Origin of the sequence: Pseudomonas sp. TH32, assembly GCF_016650855.1 — a bacterium.
GTDB lineage: Bacteria > Pseudomonadota > Gammaproteobacteria > Pseudomonadales > Pseudomonadaceae > Aquipseudomonas.
Window position 1 is genome coordinate 2,719,551 of the sequence record NZ_JAEKFA010000002.1, and the last position, 15,606, is coordinate 2,735,156.

The following is a 15,606-nucleotide window of genomic DNA, read 5'->3' on the forward strand; positions in this document are numbered from 1 at the left end:
GACGAGGTTTATCGAATCCCCTCTACCCCTCGCAAATCGCTTTCAGACCCAGGATGGTGGTTGGTGTACTGCCAATATGAGTGGCCGTGCTGACAACCATATTAGCGCCAGTGTCACCTTCCAGATGATAGGGCTTACCGTCACACACCTTGGCCGCTTTCTGGTTTATGTTCTCCAGCATCCCCTCCCTGGAATTAAAGATGCTGCCATGGCTCGTGATCATATAGACGCCAGGCGTCACTTCATAAGCCCCGGTAAAGGTACATCCCGTTAACAGCAAGGCAACAGAACCGCTCAAGAGTAACTTCTTCATGTGACCTCCCAGTCAATATCCAATGATTAATTCGCGACGTTACTCGACACAAGCAACCGTTGCTTCAGCGCTGCCGCCATGAGCGCACACTCAACAATGCTACTGTTTTGACATCACCCTGTCCACGAACCGACACCCACAAAAAAAGGGACGGGTCTATTTTCAATCAAATAGACCCGTCCCCTGTTGAGCGCCCTCTTCATGGCGAGGGCAAACCGGTTACTGAAGCGCTTTGGCTACCGCGTCAAAGGCAAACATATCGTCGATCACCTTGCCACCCGTGGGTTTGGTCTGTGCCTGCCACACCACGATCACCACATTCTTGGTTGGGTTGATGTAAACGTACTGCCCGAACGTACCGGCCGCGGTAAAGGCTTTATCCGCCTTGGAAGCGTCGGTCCAGCCCGGCCACCACATGGACGCAAAGTCACCATACGCCGCATCTGAACCCGTGGTCGCGCTGGCAAAATTCAACCAGTCCTTGGGCAATACCTGCTGCCCACCGGCCTTGCCGCCGCTGAGCACGAACTGCCCAAACCGTCCGTAATCCTCAAGCGTCGCACTGATGCCGCTGCCGCCCACTTCATTGCCATGGGTACCGTCCAGCCACCACTTGGCATCGGTCTGCATGCCATAGGGCGCCCAGATTTTCTCACTCAGGTATTGCGTCAGCGGCTTGCCCACTGCAGCGCTCACCAGTTGCCCCAACACTTGGGTTTCACCGGTGCTGTAGTTGGTGCGGGTGCCAGGTGGCGCGGCGGTTTGCAGACTGGCCATGAACTTCAGCAGCGACCCGGGCACTTGCTCGCTACGCAGTTTGATCAAGTGGCGTTCGTCGGAGGTCGGGTCGGTGTATTGCTCGTTCCACTTGATCCCGGACCGCATGGACAGGATCTGGCGCACCGTAACCTGGTCATAACCGCTGCCCGCCAACGCCGGTAAATAGCGGGTGACCTTGTCATCCAGGCTCTTGATGGCGCCGTCCTGCAGGGCCGCGCCCACCAGGGTCGAGGTGATGGATTTGGCCACCGACATCGACATCCACCGCGTCTCGGCGGTGTTGCCTTTTTCATAACGCTCATCAACGATCTTGCCGTCCTTGAGCACCAACAGCCCGGTGACCTTGTTGATCGCCACATAGTCGTCGAGGCTGTAGTGCTTGCCTTTATAGTCAAAGGCAACCGGCCCGAGTGATTGGCTGCTGCGGGGTAACGGGAACGGATGGCCGCCCGCCTTGATCGTGCGCGTCGGGAACAATCGGTCGGTATTACGGAAGGTAGTGACCGCCAAGTCCTCGCTGAGCCTGCCGTCATAGATGGCCTGCACGTCGCCGATCGGTTCCTGTGCATGGGGGTAAGGCTTTGCGGGATCCGGGGTGGCCGCGCTGGCGGTCAACGACAGGGCGAGCGTCGAAGCGCACAGCAACACATTAAGCGCGCGGCGTTCAACCAGGGATGAAGGGCGATGGAGCAAGGGCATAAGCACCTCTTTATTATTGTTTGATAGGTCTTGAAACGCTGCTGCACATCAGCACCACTGACATGCCGAGGTTCAGGATGCAGCGCGGGATTTTTTCTGGCGCGCGGGATCGGGCCGGATTACGCGCGGAGTCGGGCCATGGAAAATCCGGAGGGTTTACACACACGCGAGCGCTCTGCTCAGGGCGTCTTATCGATGAGACTGATGATTACTATCGAAATGGTCGCCTATTGGCTTAATAGAACCCCTTCCTATAATCGCCTCCACTTTCTCCCTCCCGCCTGTCCGCAGGCGAAATCTCCTCCCGGAACCCGACACCATGCCAAGCGCAAGCCGGGCCCCTAGCGGCCTCCCCGAACATAATCAACAAACCGTCCTGCAACAGTGGCTGGCAATTCTCTCAGTGGCCGTGGGCGCTTTCGCCCTGGTCACCAGCGAATTCCTGCCGGTGGGCGTACTCAACGACGTCGCCGCCGACCTCGGTATCAGCGCCGGCCACGCCGGCCTGATGGTCACCCTGCCCGGCATCATGGCCGCCCTCGCCGCGCCGTTGCTGTCGGTGGGCATTGGCGCCATGGACCGTCGCTACCTGCTGATCGGCCTGACACTGATCATGATCATCGCCAACATGGTGGTGGCCTACGCCAGCGACTTCAGCCTGCTGCTGTTCGGCCGCGTACTACTGGGCATCAGCATCGGCGGCTTCTGGGCCACGGCCATCGCCCTCAGCGGCCGCCTGGCGCCCAAGGGCGTGGGCGTCGCGAAAGCCACCTCGATCATCATGATGGGCGTGACCCTGGCCACCGTCCTCGGCGTGCCCGTGGGCACCTGGCTGAGCGGCCTGATGGGCTGGCGCATGACCTTCCTCGTCACCGCACTGGTGGGCATACCGGTACTGCTGGCACAGATGTTCCTGCTGCCCCGCCTCGAACCGGAAAAAGCCATCCGCGTCAGCGACCTGCCGGCCCTGTTCATCAACCCACAAGCCCGGGTCGGCCTCATCGCCGTACTGCTGATCGGCCTGGCGCACTTTGCCGCCTACACCTACGTCGCGCCCTTCTTCAAAAACAGCTCCGGCTTCGACGGCCCGACCATTGGTTCCCTGCTGCTGCTCTACGGTGTGGCCGGCGTGATGGGCAACGTCTTCGCCGGCTTCGCCGCCAACCGCAGCGTGCGCCACACCCTGCTGCTGGTCGCCCTGATGATCGGCGCCAGCACCGCCCTGTTCCCCTACTTCGCCACCGGCATGACCGGCGCCGTGATGCTGATCGCCCTGTGGGGCTTCGCCTTCGGCGCCTTCCCAGCGTGCGCGAGTATCTGGATGTTCGTGGTTGCGCCCAAGGATGTTGAACGTGGTATGCCGCTGTTCGTGGCGTTGTTCCAGGTGATCATTGCCGTGGGCTCGTTCTTTGGCGGGCAGATCGTCGACAAGATGGGCACTTCGGTGCTGTTGAGTCTGGCGACGGCGTTGGTGGGCGCTGGGTTTGTGACGGTGCTGGTGTTGGGGCGCAAGGTGAGTAATAGCCTGGCGGCTCAGCCTGCCTGAGTATGAAAAACGGGACTGATTGATTTCAGTCCCGTGGCTTGAGGCAGTGAGCACGGCACCTTGCTCCATTGCCTACAGTTGCGTCAGAATCCGCCGGCTTGTGCACCTGGGTTGGCGTCTCTAAGGTTGCTCGGTCGCTGAAACCTCAGTGATCGGGTTTAGTAGCCCGAGGTTCAACCTAACGTGTGCATGAGCTTCATCTGTCGGACGTTCTTGTCTGTGCTTGATGGTGGCTGTGCGTAGGGCGCCCTCGGGCGCGCCGGTTTTTGTTAGGTTCCCCCGGTCTACTAACCTGCGTACAGCTGCCACCCCCTCGTTTAGTAGCAACGGGGTGGAAGCCCGAGCAAGGAACTTAACGATGTTCAAGGTAACGCCGAATCCTCCGGGAACTCCCGATCTCAAACTCCACCAGGCCGCCCAGCGCGCCTTGGATCACTACCTCAATCCCTCCTCCGCCAAAACTACCCCGCCGTCGGGTGCGCTGTTCAGTGTTGCATCTGATGCCAGCAGTGAAAGTCTGATTACCAATAGCTATGAAACCTTTGCCTCGGTCAGCGCGTTGCTGCTTGACCTGTCGGAGGAACTGAGCGGGAAAGACCGTGATGTGGCGCTGGCAATTCACCAGTTGAGTGAGTTGGGGGTGTTGTTGGTGGGGAAGCTGATGGATCGGGAGGTGCCTTGTAGCTGAAGCCGAACTAGATCAACGCTGTTCAAATAGCTCAATCGATTAGTCGCCGAGGCGCTGAAGGCATCTACAGCGCCTCAGCGACGAGTGCCGATGCAGTCTTCAACTGAGTGAGTTGTCGCTCATTCCACGTTCAACAGCGGCTTTTGGCCAAAAGTCCCCCCAGAAGGGCTGCTTTCGGCCGATTCTGTTGAAAAAGTCGGATTTTCAGATCGCCTAAACTTAGGCACGACCGCCACTAGATAGCCTACTCACCACATTGAGTGGTTTTTCGGCCCTTCGTTGACCGTTGCTGCTCTGTTATTGGGTTAATTTGAGGTTTTTTGCTTGGTGCAGGCGCACCTATCCCGTGACTGGTGGCCCTTGAGATGAAAATTTGGCCAGCCGTCGTAGGTTCTGCACCGCACCGGCCAGCGTGAATTCATCCGTCGCGCCACTCATGCCACGTAGTCGCAAGCGATCCAATTTCAGGATGCGCTTGAGGTGGGCAAACAACATTTCGACCTTTTTACGTTCGTGGCGAGAGCGCTGATACGCCGGAGTTGCTGCAATGCGCCGGGCCGTATCCCGAGCAGCTTCATGGACGCTGCGGGCGATCTTACGAAACGCAGTGTTCGGGCAGCACTTGGTTTTCATCGGACACGTCGCGCAGTCGGTCTGTCTGGATCGGAAGATGATGGTGTTGGCTTTGGTGACGTGTGAGCGCTCATTTTTTAAGGCTCTCCATTCGCTGCGCAATGGGTTGCCGGCCGGGCAGGAGTACTCCTCAGCCTCGTCATTCCAGTGGAAATCGGTGCTCGAAAAACTGTCGTTCTTGCGCTCGGTTTTGTCCCACACCGGCACATGCGGTTCGATATCTTTCTCTTCCACCATCCAGGCCAACATCGGTGCTGTGCCGTATGCGGTGTCACCGATTAAGCGATCCGGTTTGATGTCGAACAACCCTTCGACTCGATCAATCATGGTTTTGGTACTCTCGACCTCAGCCGTTCGATGAGCCGGTGTCGGTTCTACATCCATGATCACGCCATGCTCGACATCAATCAGGTAGTTCGTGGAATAGGCGAAAAACGCTGGGCCACCCGGGGCGGCCGTCCAACGGACTAAAGGATCAGTCAGCGATAAGCGCTTGGGAAGAGCTTCAGCGAGCGCCTCCTCATCCAGTGCTTCGAGGTATTCACGGACAGCACGAGTGCTCAGAGACGGGTCGCGCCAGTTGATCTCTTGATCGCTAGGCGCTCCATGTTGCCGACTCGCGTCCGCCTTGATGATGCTGGCGTCCACGGCAAAGCCTTCGCCCTTGACCAGACCCGCGTCCATGCAGCGATGCAGCACTTCATTAAAAAACCAGCGAAACAGATCGCTGTCCCGGAAACGGCCGTGTCGATTCTTGGAAAACGTAGAGTGATTAGGTACTTCATCCTCAAGGCTCAACCGGCAGAACCAGCGATACGCCAAGTTCAAATGAGCCTCTTCACACAAGCGCCGTTCGGAGCGAATGCCATAGCAATAGCCCACGACTAGCATGCGGATCATCAGCTCAGGATCAATCGAAGGACGCCCAATTGGGCTATAGAAATCGGCGAGGTAGTGGCGCAGGTCGCTCAGATCGAGGCACCGATCAATGCTGCGCAGAAGATGATTTTTGGGATGTGGTCTTCAAGGTTGAACGAGTAAAACAGCCGATCCTGCCCACTCGATAACTGTCCCATCATGCTGCGTACTCTCCCGCTGGCCGATGGAGTGATTTTGCCGCAGATCAGTCGATGGAGCTACTCAGGGAATCAGTTAACCTTGGGAGCGTTTCCCTGCGCAATCAGCAGCGAGCGCTCAATCATTTCAACGGTGATGTATGGGACGAACCCCAGCCTTTCGCCCTTTTTAAAGCTTTTTTTGTAATCCTCTAACTGATCGACATCTTGCGCAATTGCTAGTGCAGCTAGATGCCTGAGTGGCATTGCTCCTTTGGCGTCTGTAGGTAAAGACCTGTAGAGCGCCAGGCCCGCATCTATATCTTGATTCTGAGCCCAAGATAACGCCCTGTCAGATAGCTCGACTACATCGTCAGCGCCAATGGTCTCTAACTTCTGGGGCGTTTCGTTGCTTACGATGACAGGTGAAAAATATTTTCCCTCCCCAAAGATGAACGCGACAGCATCCGAAAACGCTGTCGAGGAGATGGAAGGCATGAACGAAACTCTAAAATGATCCGAGCGCTTCCCTATAGTCGGAATGATCTGGACTTGGATCTCGCCCAAACACTTGATGCAAAAGCGGTCACTTACCTCATCCTTTCCACAGGCCCAACCTTGTGCTTGCAAAATCGCACATACCTCTTTCTCTGTCATAGTTCTGCTCTCGATATCACCTATCGGATGATACTGGTTTCTTGGGCTCTCAAGGGGGCGCTTTCTAGCCAACCTGCTTTAGCTGGTCGCGCGCTACAGATCGACAGGAGACCTAATTTTTCAACAGAATCGGCCAAAAGCGGACACTAACGTTTGCACAAAGGCCGCGGCTCTTCAGGGCCGTCGCGCCTGCATCGAATTGTTAGCCACTGCTAGTGCCAACCACAAAGGGCGTCAAATTCAATATACGTTTTCGTAGACTTCTTGATTGCCTGACCTAAAGGCATGAGCAAGCGGTCAAGTTCAGACTTGCTTGCTCCCCGCTAGCCGAAACTAGATCATTAACGTGTTTGACGAAAATTGAGTAGCAATCAATTGCACTCTTTCCTGTGCCAGATTCCTTCCACTTGCTTTTCGTATCGAAAAGTAGCGACTTACACTCCTGCCTCTCGTCGGCAGTTAATTCTTTGAGGATAGCCCAAAGCGACCTGATTGCGTGCTGGTCATAAATCGGATTACTCTTGTCTTTCAGATGCATTGCAAAGGCATAGAACACCACATCGGTCGTGGTTGGCACTGGCTGCTCTGCAGCATAGTTTTCACAGAACTTCTTGTATGCCTTCCATTTCCCTAGTTTCCACAATAGAGCCTCTGCAAGATCTTGTGGAGAATCCGAACTATTGTTCGAGAAAACTTCCGTATCTACTAGCGGGGGGAAACCACCTTCGTCGTATTGATACCCAAGCTTCGCTAGTTCTTTCGTTGCTTCCTCAACCGCAGCCTTGTCCAAGCCCCCCTCAGAAATCTTCTTCTGAAGACTGGCAATTAGTTTTCCCAGAGGGCTTTCTTTTTTCATCTGTGAAGTCTCGATTCCAGTGGCTAACGTTTGGTTAAGGGGCCGGCTTTATCTGCGACGGTTTCAGCCACGACACAGTGTACAGAACTCACTCCTCATCAACAAAATGCCAAGTTAGGAAGCCATCGACATCAAGCGCCTTGAGATCTCCGACAAGCTTGGGTCTGCCCCCCCTGAAACCTCAAGAGGTCATAAACTCTTTAATCTTTGCAGCACAGCTAACCGGTGATTCAGCAATAGAAATCAGAGAAACCAGGGTCAGACCACCATTATTTTAAATGTGGCCTGAACCGATTCTCAGACCACAATTTTTCGATGCTGATATTTGACTACTTTTCGCAAAAAAACCTCCTGGCTTGGGTCGAAGTCGTCGATACAACTACTACCGCCTCCACCACGCCTTCTGAGCAACCAACTTAGGCGCCAGCGAGGCGATCTTAGAGCCTGCAATCTTTATCGGAGCGACCTCCATACTGAATCGCCCCGGGTTTCGTAGACACCTCTTTGCCTTAAACTGAGGTCAATTAGGAGGTGCCATGAGCAACCCGCGTTACCCCGAAGAATTCAAAATCCAAGCGGTCAATCAAGTGACCGAAAAGAAGCTGCCTGTCGCTGATGTGGCGGCGCGTCTTGGCGTGTCGTCGCATAGCCTCTATGCCTGGATAAAGCGCTACAGCAAACCTCAAGGAGAACGGAAGCAAGACGATGATCAGCACGCTGAACTGCGTCGTCTGCGAGCCGAACTCAAGCGGGTCACCGAAGAGCGAGACATCTTAAAAAAGGCCGCCGCGTACTTTGCCAAGGAGTGCGGTTGAAGTACGCCTTTATAAAGCAGCGAGCGGGCGACTATTCGATTCGACGGCTTTGCCTGACGCTGAAAGTCCATCCCAGCGGTTATTACGCCTGGCTGTCTGAGCCGCAATCTGTACGCGCCAAAGACGACCAGCGACTGCTGGGTTTGATCAAGCATTCCTGGCTGGAGAGCGGTGGCGTTTATGGCTATCGCAAAATCCACGACGATCTGCGCGAGGTCGGTGAGGATTGTGGTCGTCATCGTGTGGCGAGGCTGATGCGTCTTGAAGGTCTGCGTTCTCAGACAGGTTATCGACGCCGCCCTGGAAAGTACGGCGGTAAGCCAGCGGTCGTCTCACCCAATTTGCTGAAGCGCCAGTTCGATGTTGTGGAACCCAACAAGGTTTGGGTAACCGACATCACGTACATTCGTACGTATGAAGGCTGGTTGTATTTGGCGGTGGTACTGGATCTGTTTTCTCGGCAGGTCGTTGGCTGGTCAATGAAGTCGCAGATGACCAGTGATTTGGCTATTGATGCGTTGTTGATGGCGGTTTGGAGGCGTAAACCGAAGCAAGAGGTGATGGTTCATTCCGACCAAGGCAGCCAGTACAGCAGCTCCGATTGGCGCAGCTTTTTGAAGGCAAACAATTTGGTTGCCAGCATGAGTCGCCGAGGCAACTGTCATGACAACGCCGTGGCCGAGAGCTTTTTCCAGCTTCTGAAACGGGAACGGATCAAGCGAAAAATCTACACCACGAGGGAAGATGCTCTGAGTGATGTGTTTGATTACATCGAGATGTTCTACAACGTAAAACGCCGCCATGGTTTCAACAATCAGCTGTCACCGGTAGAGTTTGAAAAGCGTTACGCAATGAGCTTGCAAGGTGTCTAGAGAATCCGGGGCGATTCATACCATCGAAGCTACCTAGACCCAGAGGGGGGCTTTCTACTTGTAGAAAGCGAGTAGTTTCTGCTGAAGCCAACGCATGCAGTAACGACGAAGGCGCTATATTCCGACTCAAGACGTGAATACCACTCTCCGGGTCATGCAGACCACTTGCGTCGGTGCCTTCCACGCCATCTATCAGAAGCGGCTGGATCAAGACCGTCCCAAGCTCATAGGTGATATCCAGATCACCGCAAACGCAACGCAGCCTTTGCAGTTCACCATTCGACGATACGCACACAAAATCCAGCCCGTCGTCATCTGTGCAAAAGCTGCAAACGGGTAATTGAAGGCTTTTGCTTAGCGCTAAATTCACATTCAGGAAAGCTCTCTTGAAGTAGTCGGCCAGCTGAGCATCCTTAAGCAATTTGTATATCCGCGATAGAGCTGCCAATTCTTGAGGGAGCTCAAGCGGTACATCCTTGATAGGTGGCATAGATGTAAAGGGCCATTTCCGTTCTTCGCCAGCCTTAAACGTGTCTAAGTAGAACGACGTGGCGCTTTCATCCTGGTGTAATGACCACCCAATACTCATCGGCAAAGTGGAAAGTGGTTCTAGCTCCGGCTTCACATTCATCGCGTGAGCAACGACAAGGTACCCCATTGTTTAGATCCTTCAGGTACAGGGCTGAATCGCTCCATGGGAAAATTGTGGGGAAATTGGGGTCAAGCCCCAATTCTCCAGCGTTGCTAGAGCTCTCACACAGCTTGTGAGGCTTCAGTGTAGTGTGGGTCATAGTCGTTGGCGGGTTTTACGGTCACCTCAATCACCTCTGGGCCATACTTGTGCGCGAGGAAACGTTCCCGATAAAGGTAGAAGGCTGCATCGCAGACTTTCATAGTGAAGTAGGCGTTGAAACCTCCGCCCACAGCCGCGCCCACGGCTGGAATTGCTTGTGCGAGCTTTGCTTTTGTAAGACGTATGCCCAGAGCTTTGGCTATTTCTTGGATGATCTTTACGAAAACACTTTTTCCAGCTCCTGCCATGTCGCTTTCTTTGCGACATCCTGAGAAATCTTGATCAGTTGAGCCATGGCAAGTGCTTTCGAACTGTCGGTGGGAGAGGAAGCAAGGCCAAGCACGTTGAACGCGAACAGTCGCTCCTCCTGACGTGAGGTATCAAAACCGTAATAGGCAGCGTACTCGCCGATCGCCCGAAGGTTAAGTGTGATCAACGCCGGGATATCGACTGCCAGACCGGGTAAGCCCACGGCTCCCGCCCCTGCGCCTTCTACCAGAGCAATGCCCTTGTATTTAGCGCCGAGGAAGCCAACGACCTTATCGATTTGCTCCAGATCCAGATCGTGAATGTCTTTATGAGCTTTAACCGTGCTGTGTCCGTCGCCACGAAACTCTTCAAAAATAGCTTCTGGTCTTACGCTCCACTGGGCCGCATCATGGCAAACGCTGGTCAAGCCCTCAATTGCGCCCTGGATCGCTGGACCGACACCGGGTGCCTTGAACAAGAGGTCACCTGCTTTGTCCAGTGGTTGATTTATCACCTTCAGTGCCTGGCCGAACCAGCCAATATCAGGCTCCTTCCAGCTGTGAATCTCTTTGAGTGCGTGTTGCTCGTATTTGCTCAGCTTCGGCATGCTGGATCCTTGAATTGTGAACCAATCATCAATGATTTCAAAAGGCCATTATGCCGCGAATAATTTAATTTCTGTTGCCAATTTTCCAAATGTTGCGATTACCCGAGTAAGGGAGATCCCGTGCGCTTAGAAACGCAGCGGATCGCACCTGACGCTGGAACACAGAAGACGCGTTCGCTGACCACTTGCCAATGATTGTCCGCTTCTGGTTGATCCCAGCCTAAAGCCCCACCTAGCCATGCCGATAACCTCGTACCACCAATCAATCCCCACTCCCCCACACCCGATTCGCTCCCCGCATGCCCGTATGGCACGTCGCATGCTTGCCTCACCCCGGCCCGTCCACATGGAGTACGAGTGAATGCCTGCCCAAGCCCGTTTCATCGAGCACTACCGCAAAGCCGACCGCATCATGCTCGCCCTGATCTGGCTGATGGCCCTGTTCTCCCTGGGCCTGGCGTTCTGGCACGACACGCTGCTCCAAGCGCTCTTCATAGGCGGCGGCACCAGCGTGGTGCTGACCCTGGCCTATCGCGTCATCGGCGGCACTCGCCTGATGCGCTGCGCGCTTGGCGTTGGCCTGATGGTGATGGCGGCGTTGCACATCAATCAGGCCGAGGGTGTCATCGAATCGCACTTCGGTATCTTCGCGCTGCTGGCGGTGCTGACGTTCTACCGTGACTGGCTGCCTATCCTGGTGGCCGCCGTCACTATCGCGGTGCATCACGTGGTGTTCCATGCCTTGCAGCATCAGGGTTTCCCGGTGTTTGTGATGGAGCATCACGGCGGCTGGAGCATGATTTTTGTCCACGCGTTCTACGTGGTGATGGAGACGGTCGCCCTGCTCTACCTCGCGGTGCACAGCCAGACGGAGGCGGTAGAAAGCCAGGAAATGCTCGAAAAGATGCTCGCCGTCACCACTCAGTTCAGCGGTGAGGCGGCCCAGGGCAACGCGGAAAAAGTCCATGTGTCCCTGGCCACCCGTTTCGACCACTTTCTGACGCAGATCACTGGGCTGATCGACGGTGTCGCCCGCGACTCCCACGGCCTTGGCCAACTCGGCCAGGAACTGGCCCACGCCAGCGGCACCCTGGAAACAGGCGCGCGCCACCAACTGGCGGAAATCGCGCAGATGACCGGTTCCATGCAGCGCATGGAGGACGCCATGGGCCATATCGCCGTGCACGTTGAGCATGCCGTCGAGCACGCGGGGCAAGCCAGCCAGCAGATCATCCGTGGCCAGGAAAGCGTCGGCCGCGCCCAGCAGGAAATCACCCAACTCGCCACCCGCCTCCACGACACCAACGAGACGGTGCAAGGGCTGGCCGTGCAGGCCGAACAGATCGGCTCGGTGCTGGAGGTCATCAACAGCATCGCCAACCAGACCAACCTGCTGGCCCTCAACGCCGCCATCGAAGCCGCCCGCGCGGGTGAGCAAGGGCGCGGGTTTGCCGTGGTCGCCGATGAGGTGCGCAGCCTGGCGCAGCGCACGGCGGTGTCGACCCAGGAGATCAAGACGATTATCGAAGGGTTGCAACACGGCAGCCGGCTCGCGGTTGAAGCCATGCACGACAGCCGCCAAGGGGTGGAGCGCTGCGTGGAAGACAGCCAGCTGGCGGTGGAGATGCTGCGGGCGGTGGGCAATGATATTTCGCAGATTGATCAGTTGAATGGGCGGATTGTGTCGACCACCCGCGAGCAATCCACGGCGAATGTGGAGATTGTGGGGCGGCTGCAGTCAGTGCAGAGCATCGCGCAGAATACGGCGCAGGATGTGGAGACGCTGGCCAGGAGCAGCGAGCGCTTGCCGCCGATTGCGGTGCGGCTGGATGCGCTGGGGCGCCGGTTTCATCAGTGAGTGGGAGCATGGGCCGGTGCTTGATTTCCCCAGCCGATTTACAAATGTTAACGCCTTCAAACGGCTATTAGCTTTAGGCTTTGACGCGCAAAGTCCGAATCGCACCCCATCAGCTTCAAGATGACTCTACAACCATGAATCTGCATGCCATCGCCGCGACGCTGTTTGCGTTTTTCACGCTGCTTCCTTACTCGGTGCACGCCGCAACACCCATCACCCATGTGGCTATCTACCGAGGCCCCGCGGGCTGCGAGGGATGTTCAGAGAATGTTAAAACAGCCCTGCTGCGCGTCCGCCCGGATGCCCGGATTGACTTTGTAGGTGCAGATGAATCGATCGACATCACGCCGCAAAGCCTCGCGCATTATGACCTCTACGTTCAACCCGGCGGCGGTCAGGACATCCCTGCGGCGCTTGATAGTTTGGGGGATGCGCGGGTACAAGCCATTCGTAACTTTGTCGCCCAGGGTGGGCGCTACCTGGGGCTGTGTATGGGCGCTTATCTTGCCGATAACAGCAACTTTGGCCTGATACCCTACGACCTTGATTCAGAGGCGGGCCGGCCTGGGTTTGAGGTCGCGGGCATTGCGGACGCGGCGGTGCAGGTGGTGTGGGATGGGAAACCCGATAGCGTCTTTTATCAGGATGGGCCTTACTTTCCCAAGCCTGACGCGACCGTGCCTTCTTCTACCATTGCGACCTACCAGAATGGTGATGTGGCGGCAGCGCGTTACACGTATGAAAACGGGGTCGTGGTGCTGAGTGGCCCGCACCCTGAGGCGGATCGGGAGTGGTTCGAGAAGGCGGATATTCCCTTGAGCGAGATGCCGCGGGGTGAGCTTTTTGGGGCGTTAGTGCGCAGCATTGAGGGGCGCAGGTAGGGGGCACAGAAGCCTCGCTTAAAGGGATGTCTCAGGCAGTCGGTATCTGACGCCTGCACTGGGCAAAAATGCCTTTGCATCAAAAACAGCCCACGCACTGCCCCATGGGAACGTCTCTGTGCCCCTCTCGAAAGACCGGGATAGCTGTTGCATCAACGCGTTTCGGAGTAAGGCGACGTCCCGCTCAACTGACGCTTGTGAAGGCCACCCATTACGGGTGGCCTCGTTCGGGTTGGACAAGCCTAAATGGACTTCCATCAAACGCCCCGCATAAAAACACAGCGCAAAAGAGCCGGGAGTACCGTTGATGTTGATGCCGCTGTATGAGTTCCACACGTAGCCATTTCCATGATCCAGTTCCGACAGATAGAACGGTGACAGCTCCGCCACTGCCCTCTCTGCGGTGAGGGTCTTGTCGATCACAATGCAGGACTCATTTCGCTGAATTCGGATGGATCCGTCGTGCGGGGAGATGATCAGTTGCGGATTCAAACTGGATGCTCCAGGCCACTGAAAAAGTCATAGGGCAGCTAGCTATTTACCCAGGTTTTGATTCATCAAATTATCCAGTACAGGAAATTTGCTGGCCGCCTGCCATTCGCGTAAATGCTTGCAGCCTTCATCATTGAGCTCGGCAAGGTTGCTGCGTGCGTCGCATATCGTGAACCATTTCTGTCGGAGAGATGGATACTTTACAAATTCTTCCCGGGTTGGGGGTTGGTTAGTGGCCAAACGCAGAACTGACACCACTAAAAGTGCAGACACGCCGATACTGATAGAGCTGTTTTTATAATTCATATCAGCTTCCGCAAATGAGAAACCCTGACCCCACAGCCAAACTAAGGATCGCTGTTAACGGCTTGGGGCATTGGCCGACTATAGAAGGTAAATGGATCAGTAAAAGATCCACTTTCGATGCATCTCATAGGGCCATTTATTCGCGATGCGGGGAAAAACAGAGGTTTGCAGGGAATTCCAGCGTTGCTTCCTCACCTGACAGATCCCGCTGTCAAGTAAAAACCGGATGTGTAACGATATGTGACTCAGCCATTGATACTGCCTATTACAGGAATCAACTCGGATGCTCGCCGCCTTCAGACACTACCCGTTTTCGGTCAATCTGCTGCTGTCGTCTGCGTTGTTCCTGACACTGGGGCGCGCCATTACCCTGCCGTATATGGTGATTTACCTGTCATCCAACTTCACGCTGGGCATCAGCGACATCGGTCTGGTAGTGGGCGGTGCGATGCTGGTGGGCTCGTTGCTAAGCCTTTACGGCGGCTACCTGACTGACAAGATTTCCAGCTATCGATTGATCCTGAGCTTCACGGGTCTCTTCACCGTGGGCTTCATCGGTATGTGCGTCACGTCGCACCTGTGGCTGTTTTTCCTGTTTCTGGTGTCGTTCAATTTCGCCTATTCGGTTATCGATATTGTGGTCAAGGCCGCGTTTGGCAAACTGCTGCCAGAAGCCGAACGCGGCAAAGTGTTTTCGGTGCGCTACACCTTGATCAACGTCGGTTACGCGGTGGGGCCGTTCATTGGCGCCGGGCTCGCGCACATGGACATGAAACTGCCGTTCCTGGTCTCTGCGATCCTGGGCATGGGCTTCTTCGTGACTTATATGGTGTGGGGTGACAGGAGCCTCAGCTCCGCCGACCCGGCGAATGCGCCGGTGTCATTCGTCGCAGTGGGGCGCATTTTGCTCAAGGACTATCGCCTGGTCTGCTTCACGGTTGGCGGCGCTTTAAGCGCTGTGGCGTTCGGCCAGTTCACCGGCTACATCTCCCAATACCTGGTGACCACAAGCACCCCGGAATTTACCTACCAGGTCATCAGCTCGGTGGTGGCGGTTAATGCGACGGTGGTGATCTGCCTCCAGTACATGGTGGGCAAGCGCATTACCAATGAGCATTTGAATCAATGGCTGACGGCGGGCTTCAGTCTGTTTCTGCTGGGGGTTGTCGGTTTTGCGTTGTCCACCACCGTGTTGCATTGGGCGTTGGCCGTGGCGATATTCACCGTGGGCGAAATCATCGTGTTCCCGGCCGAGTACATGTTCATCGACCGCATCGCGCCGGACCACTTGCGCGGCATGTATTACGGCGCGCAAAACCTGTCCAGCCTCGGCGGTGCCCTGGGGCCGGTGTTGTGCGGGTTTGCCCTGGCGTCGCAGCCGGCGCATTTCATGTTCTACATGCTCGCGGCGTTTATCGTGGCGGGCGGGTGTTTCTATCTGATGGGCGCTTCCTATTCGAAACGCTACGACACTGGACGCGGTGATGGGGGTTGATTTACCGCTAC

At 55.9% G+C, this 15,606-nt stretch carries 15 protein-coding genes and 1 pseudogene; 6 read left to right on the plus strand and 10 right to left on the minus strand.

The features are described from left to right. Positions 1–22: 22 nt before the first annotated feature. Entirely contained in the window at positions 23–313 is a 291-nt protein-coding gene (locus JFV30_RS16170; protein ID WP_169388925.1) for a hypothetical protein, read from the minus strand. A gap of 219 nt (positions 314–532) precedes the next feature. Continuing rightward, positions 533–1,792: a serine hydrolase domain-containing protein gene (locus tag JFV30_RS16175; RefSeq protein ID WP_201124599.1), complete on the minus strand. Its 1,260-nt coding sequence runs from the start codon at positions 1,790–1,792 to the stop codon at positions 533–535. A gap of 319 nt (positions 1,793–2,111) precedes the next feature. Here JFV30_RS16175 and JFV30_RS16180 point away from each other — a divergent pair, with 319 nt between their 5' ends. After that, a complete protein-coding gene (locus JFV30_RS16180) occupies positions 2,112–3,338 on the plus strand; it encodes an MFS transporter (RefSeq protein WP_201124600.1) in 1,227 nt (408 codons plus the stop codon). 358 nt (positions 3,339–3,696) lie between these two features. Further along, complete coding sequence (locus tag JFV30_RS16185; protein ID WP_201124601.1) at positions 3,697–4,026, plus strand: DUF6124 family protein; 330 nt, start codon at positions 3,697–3,699, stop codon at positions 4,024–4,026. Between the two features lie 339 nt (positions 4,027–4,365). Here JFV30_RS16185 and JFV30_RS16190 read toward each other — a convergent pair. The 3 genes and pseudogenes from JFV30_RS16190 to JFV30_RS16200 all read right to left on the minus strand — a co-directional run bounded on the left by JFV30_RS16190 (position 4,366) and on the right by JFV30_RS16200 (position 7,227). Beyond that, positions 4,366–5,738, minus strand: a pseudogene (locus JFV30_RS16190) (transposase). A 69-nt stretch (positions 5,739–5,807) separates the two neighbouring features. Next, positions 5,808–6,371, minus strand: coding sequence for a DUF6990 domain-containing protein (locus JFV30_RS16195; protein WP_201124602.1), 564 nt, complete (start codon positions 6,369–6,371; stop codon positions 5,808–5,810). 277 nt (positions 6,372–6,648) lie between these two features. Beyond that, entirely contained in the window at positions 6,649–7,227 is a 579-nt protein-coding gene (locus tag JFV30_RS16200; protein WP_201124603.1) for a hypothetical protein, read from the minus strand. Between the two features lie 536 nt (positions 7,228–7,763). Between JFV30_RS16200 and JFV30_RS16205 the strand changes: the two genes are divergently transcribed. Then, positions 7,764–8,914 (plus strand): IS3 family transposase gene (locus tag JFV30_RS16205; protein ID WP_201124604.1). Its coding sequence is split into 2 segments (ribosomal slippage): positions 7,764–7,998 and positions 7,998–8,914, totalling 1,152 coding nucleotides; the frame shifts between segments, so codons are not numbered across the junction. On the opposite strand, the gene JFV30_RS16210 is transcribed toward JFV30_RS16205, so the two are convergent. The 3 genes from JFV30_RS16210 to JFV30_RS16220 all read right to left on the minus strand — a co-directional run bounded on the left by JFV30_RS16210 (position 8,850) and on the right by JFV30_RS16220 (position 10,563). Beyond that, positions 8,850–9,572 (minus strand): hypothetical protein, encoded by a 723-nt coding sequence (locus JFV30_RS16210; RefSeq protein WP_242487098.1) that lies wholly within the window; start codon positions 9,570–9,572, stop codon positions 8,850–8,852. The genes JFV30_RS16205 and JFV30_RS16210 overlap by 65 nt on opposite strands. A 95-nt stretch (positions 9,573–9,667) precedes the next feature. Then, positions 9,668–9,955: an EcsC family protein gene (locus JFV30_RS16215; protein ID WP_201124605.1), complete on the minus strand. Its 288-nt coding sequence runs from the start codon at positions 9,953–9,955 to the stop codon at positions 9,668–9,670. Continuing rightward, positions 9,925–10,563, minus strand: coding sequence for an EcsC family protein (locus tag JFV30_RS16220; RefSeq protein ID WP_201124606.1), 639 nt, complete (start codon positions 10,561–10,563; stop codon positions 9,925–9,927). The genes JFV30_RS16215 and JFV30_RS16220 overlap by 31 nt, the downstream gene beginning before the upstream one ends. 361 nt (positions 10,564–10,924) lie before the next feature. Here JFV30_RS16220 and JFV30_RS16225 point away from each other — a divergent pair, with 361 nt between their 5' ends. Then, on the plus strand, positions 10,925–12,421 hold the full coding sequence (locus JFV30_RS16225; RefSeq protein WP_201124607.1) for a methyl-accepting chemotaxis protein: 1,497 nt from the start codon (positions 10,925–10,927) through the stop codon (positions 12,419–12,421). A gap of 134 nt (positions 12,422–12,555) precedes the next feature. Continuing rightward, the gene (locus JFV30_RS16230) at positions 12,556–13,302 is read left to right on the plus strand and encodes a BPL-N domain-containing protein (protein WP_201124608.1); all 747 of its coding nucleotides are present in this window, start codon (positions 12,556–12,558) and stop codon (positions 13,300–13,302) included. A gap of 18 nt (positions 13,303–13,320) precedes the next feature. Here the strand turns inward: JFV30_RS16230 and JFV30_RS16235 are convergent, their stop codons facing one another. Both JFV30_RS16235 and JFV30_RS16240 read right to left on the minus strand, forming a co-directional pair. Beyond that, entirely contained in the window at positions 13,321–13,794 is a 474-nt protein-coding gene (locus JFV30_RS16235) for a hypothetical protein (protein ID WP_201124609.1), read from the minus strand. 42 nt (positions 13,795–13,836) lie between these two features. Next, positions 13,837–14,100, minus strand: a complete 264-nt coding sequence (locus tag JFV30_RS16240) for a hypothetical protein (RefSeq protein WP_201124610.1) — start codon at positions 14,098–14,100, stop codon at positions 13,837–13,839. Positions 14,101–14,383: 283 nt separating this feature from the next. Here JFV30_RS16240 and JFV30_RS16245 point away from each other — a divergent pair, with 283 nt between their 5' ends. Then, positions 14,384–15,595 carry an MFS transporter gene (locus JFV30_RS16245; protein ID WP_201124611.1) on the plus strand — a complete coding sequence of 404 codons (1,212 nt, stop codon included), beginning with the start codon at positions 14,384–14,386 and terminating at the stop codon, positions 15,593–15,595. Positions 15,596–15,606 lie beyond the last annotated feature (11 nt).

What these genes read in the sequence shown, in the direction of transcription:
- JFV30_RS16200 (WP_201124603.1), bottom strand. Translation starts at nt 7,227, where the DNA reads ATGAAAAAAGAAAGCCCTCTGGGAAAACTAATTGCCAGTCTTCAGAAG.
- JFV30_RS16215 (WP_201124605.1), bottom strand. Translation starts at nt 9,955, where the DNA reads ATGGCAGGAGCTGGAAAAAGTGTTTTCGTAAAGATCATCCAAGAAATA.
- JFV30_RS16175 (WP_201124599.1), bottom strand. Translation starts at nt 1,792, where the DNA reads ATGCCCTTGCTCCATCGCCCTTCATCCCTGGTTGAACGCCGCGCGCTT.
- JFV30_RS16210 (WP_242487098.1), bottom strand. Translation starts at nt 9,572, where the DNA reads ATGGGGTACCTTGTCGTTGCTCACGCGATGAATGTGAAGCCGGAGCTA.
- JFV30_RS16195 (WP_201124602.1), bottom strand. Translation starts at nt 6,371, where the DNA reads ATGACAGAGAAAGAGGTATGTGCGATTTTGCAAGCACAAGGTTGGGCC.
- JFV30_RS16185 (WP_201124601.1), top strand. Translation starts at nt 3,697, where the DNA reads ATGTTCAAGGTAACGCCGAATCCTCCGGGAACTCCCGATCTCAAACTC.
- JFV30_RS16230 (WP_201124608.1), top strand. Translation starts at nt 12,556, where the DNA reads ATGAATCTGCATGCCATCGCCGCGACGCTGTTTGCGTTTTTCACGCTG.
- JFV30_RS16220 (WP_201124606.1), bottom strand. Translation starts at nt 10,563, where the DNA reads ATGCCGAAGCTGAGCAAATACGAGCAACACGCACTCAAAGAGATTCAC.
- JFV30_RS16225 (WP_201124607.1), top strand. Translation starts at nt 10,925, where the DNA reads ATGCCTGCCCAAGCCCGTTTCATCGAGCACTACCGCAAAGCCGACCGC.
- JFV30_RS16240 (WP_201124610.1), bottom strand. Translation starts at nt 14,100, where the DNA reads ATGAATTATAAAAACAGCTCTATCAGTATCGGCGTGTCTGCACTTTTA.
- JFV30_RS16245 (WP_201124611.1), top strand. Translation starts at nt 14,384, where the DNA reads ATGCTCGCCGCCTTCAGACACTACCCGTTTTCGGTCAATCTGCTGCTG.
- JFV30_RS16170 (WP_169388925.1), bottom strand. Translation starts at nt 313, where the DNA reads ATGAAGAAGTTACTCTTGAGCGGTTCTGTTGCCTTGCTGTTAACGGGA.
- JFV30_RS16180 (WP_201124600.1), top strand. Translation starts at nt 2,112, where the DNA reads ATGCCAAGCGCAAGCCGGGCCCCTAGCGGCCTCCCCGAACATAATCAA.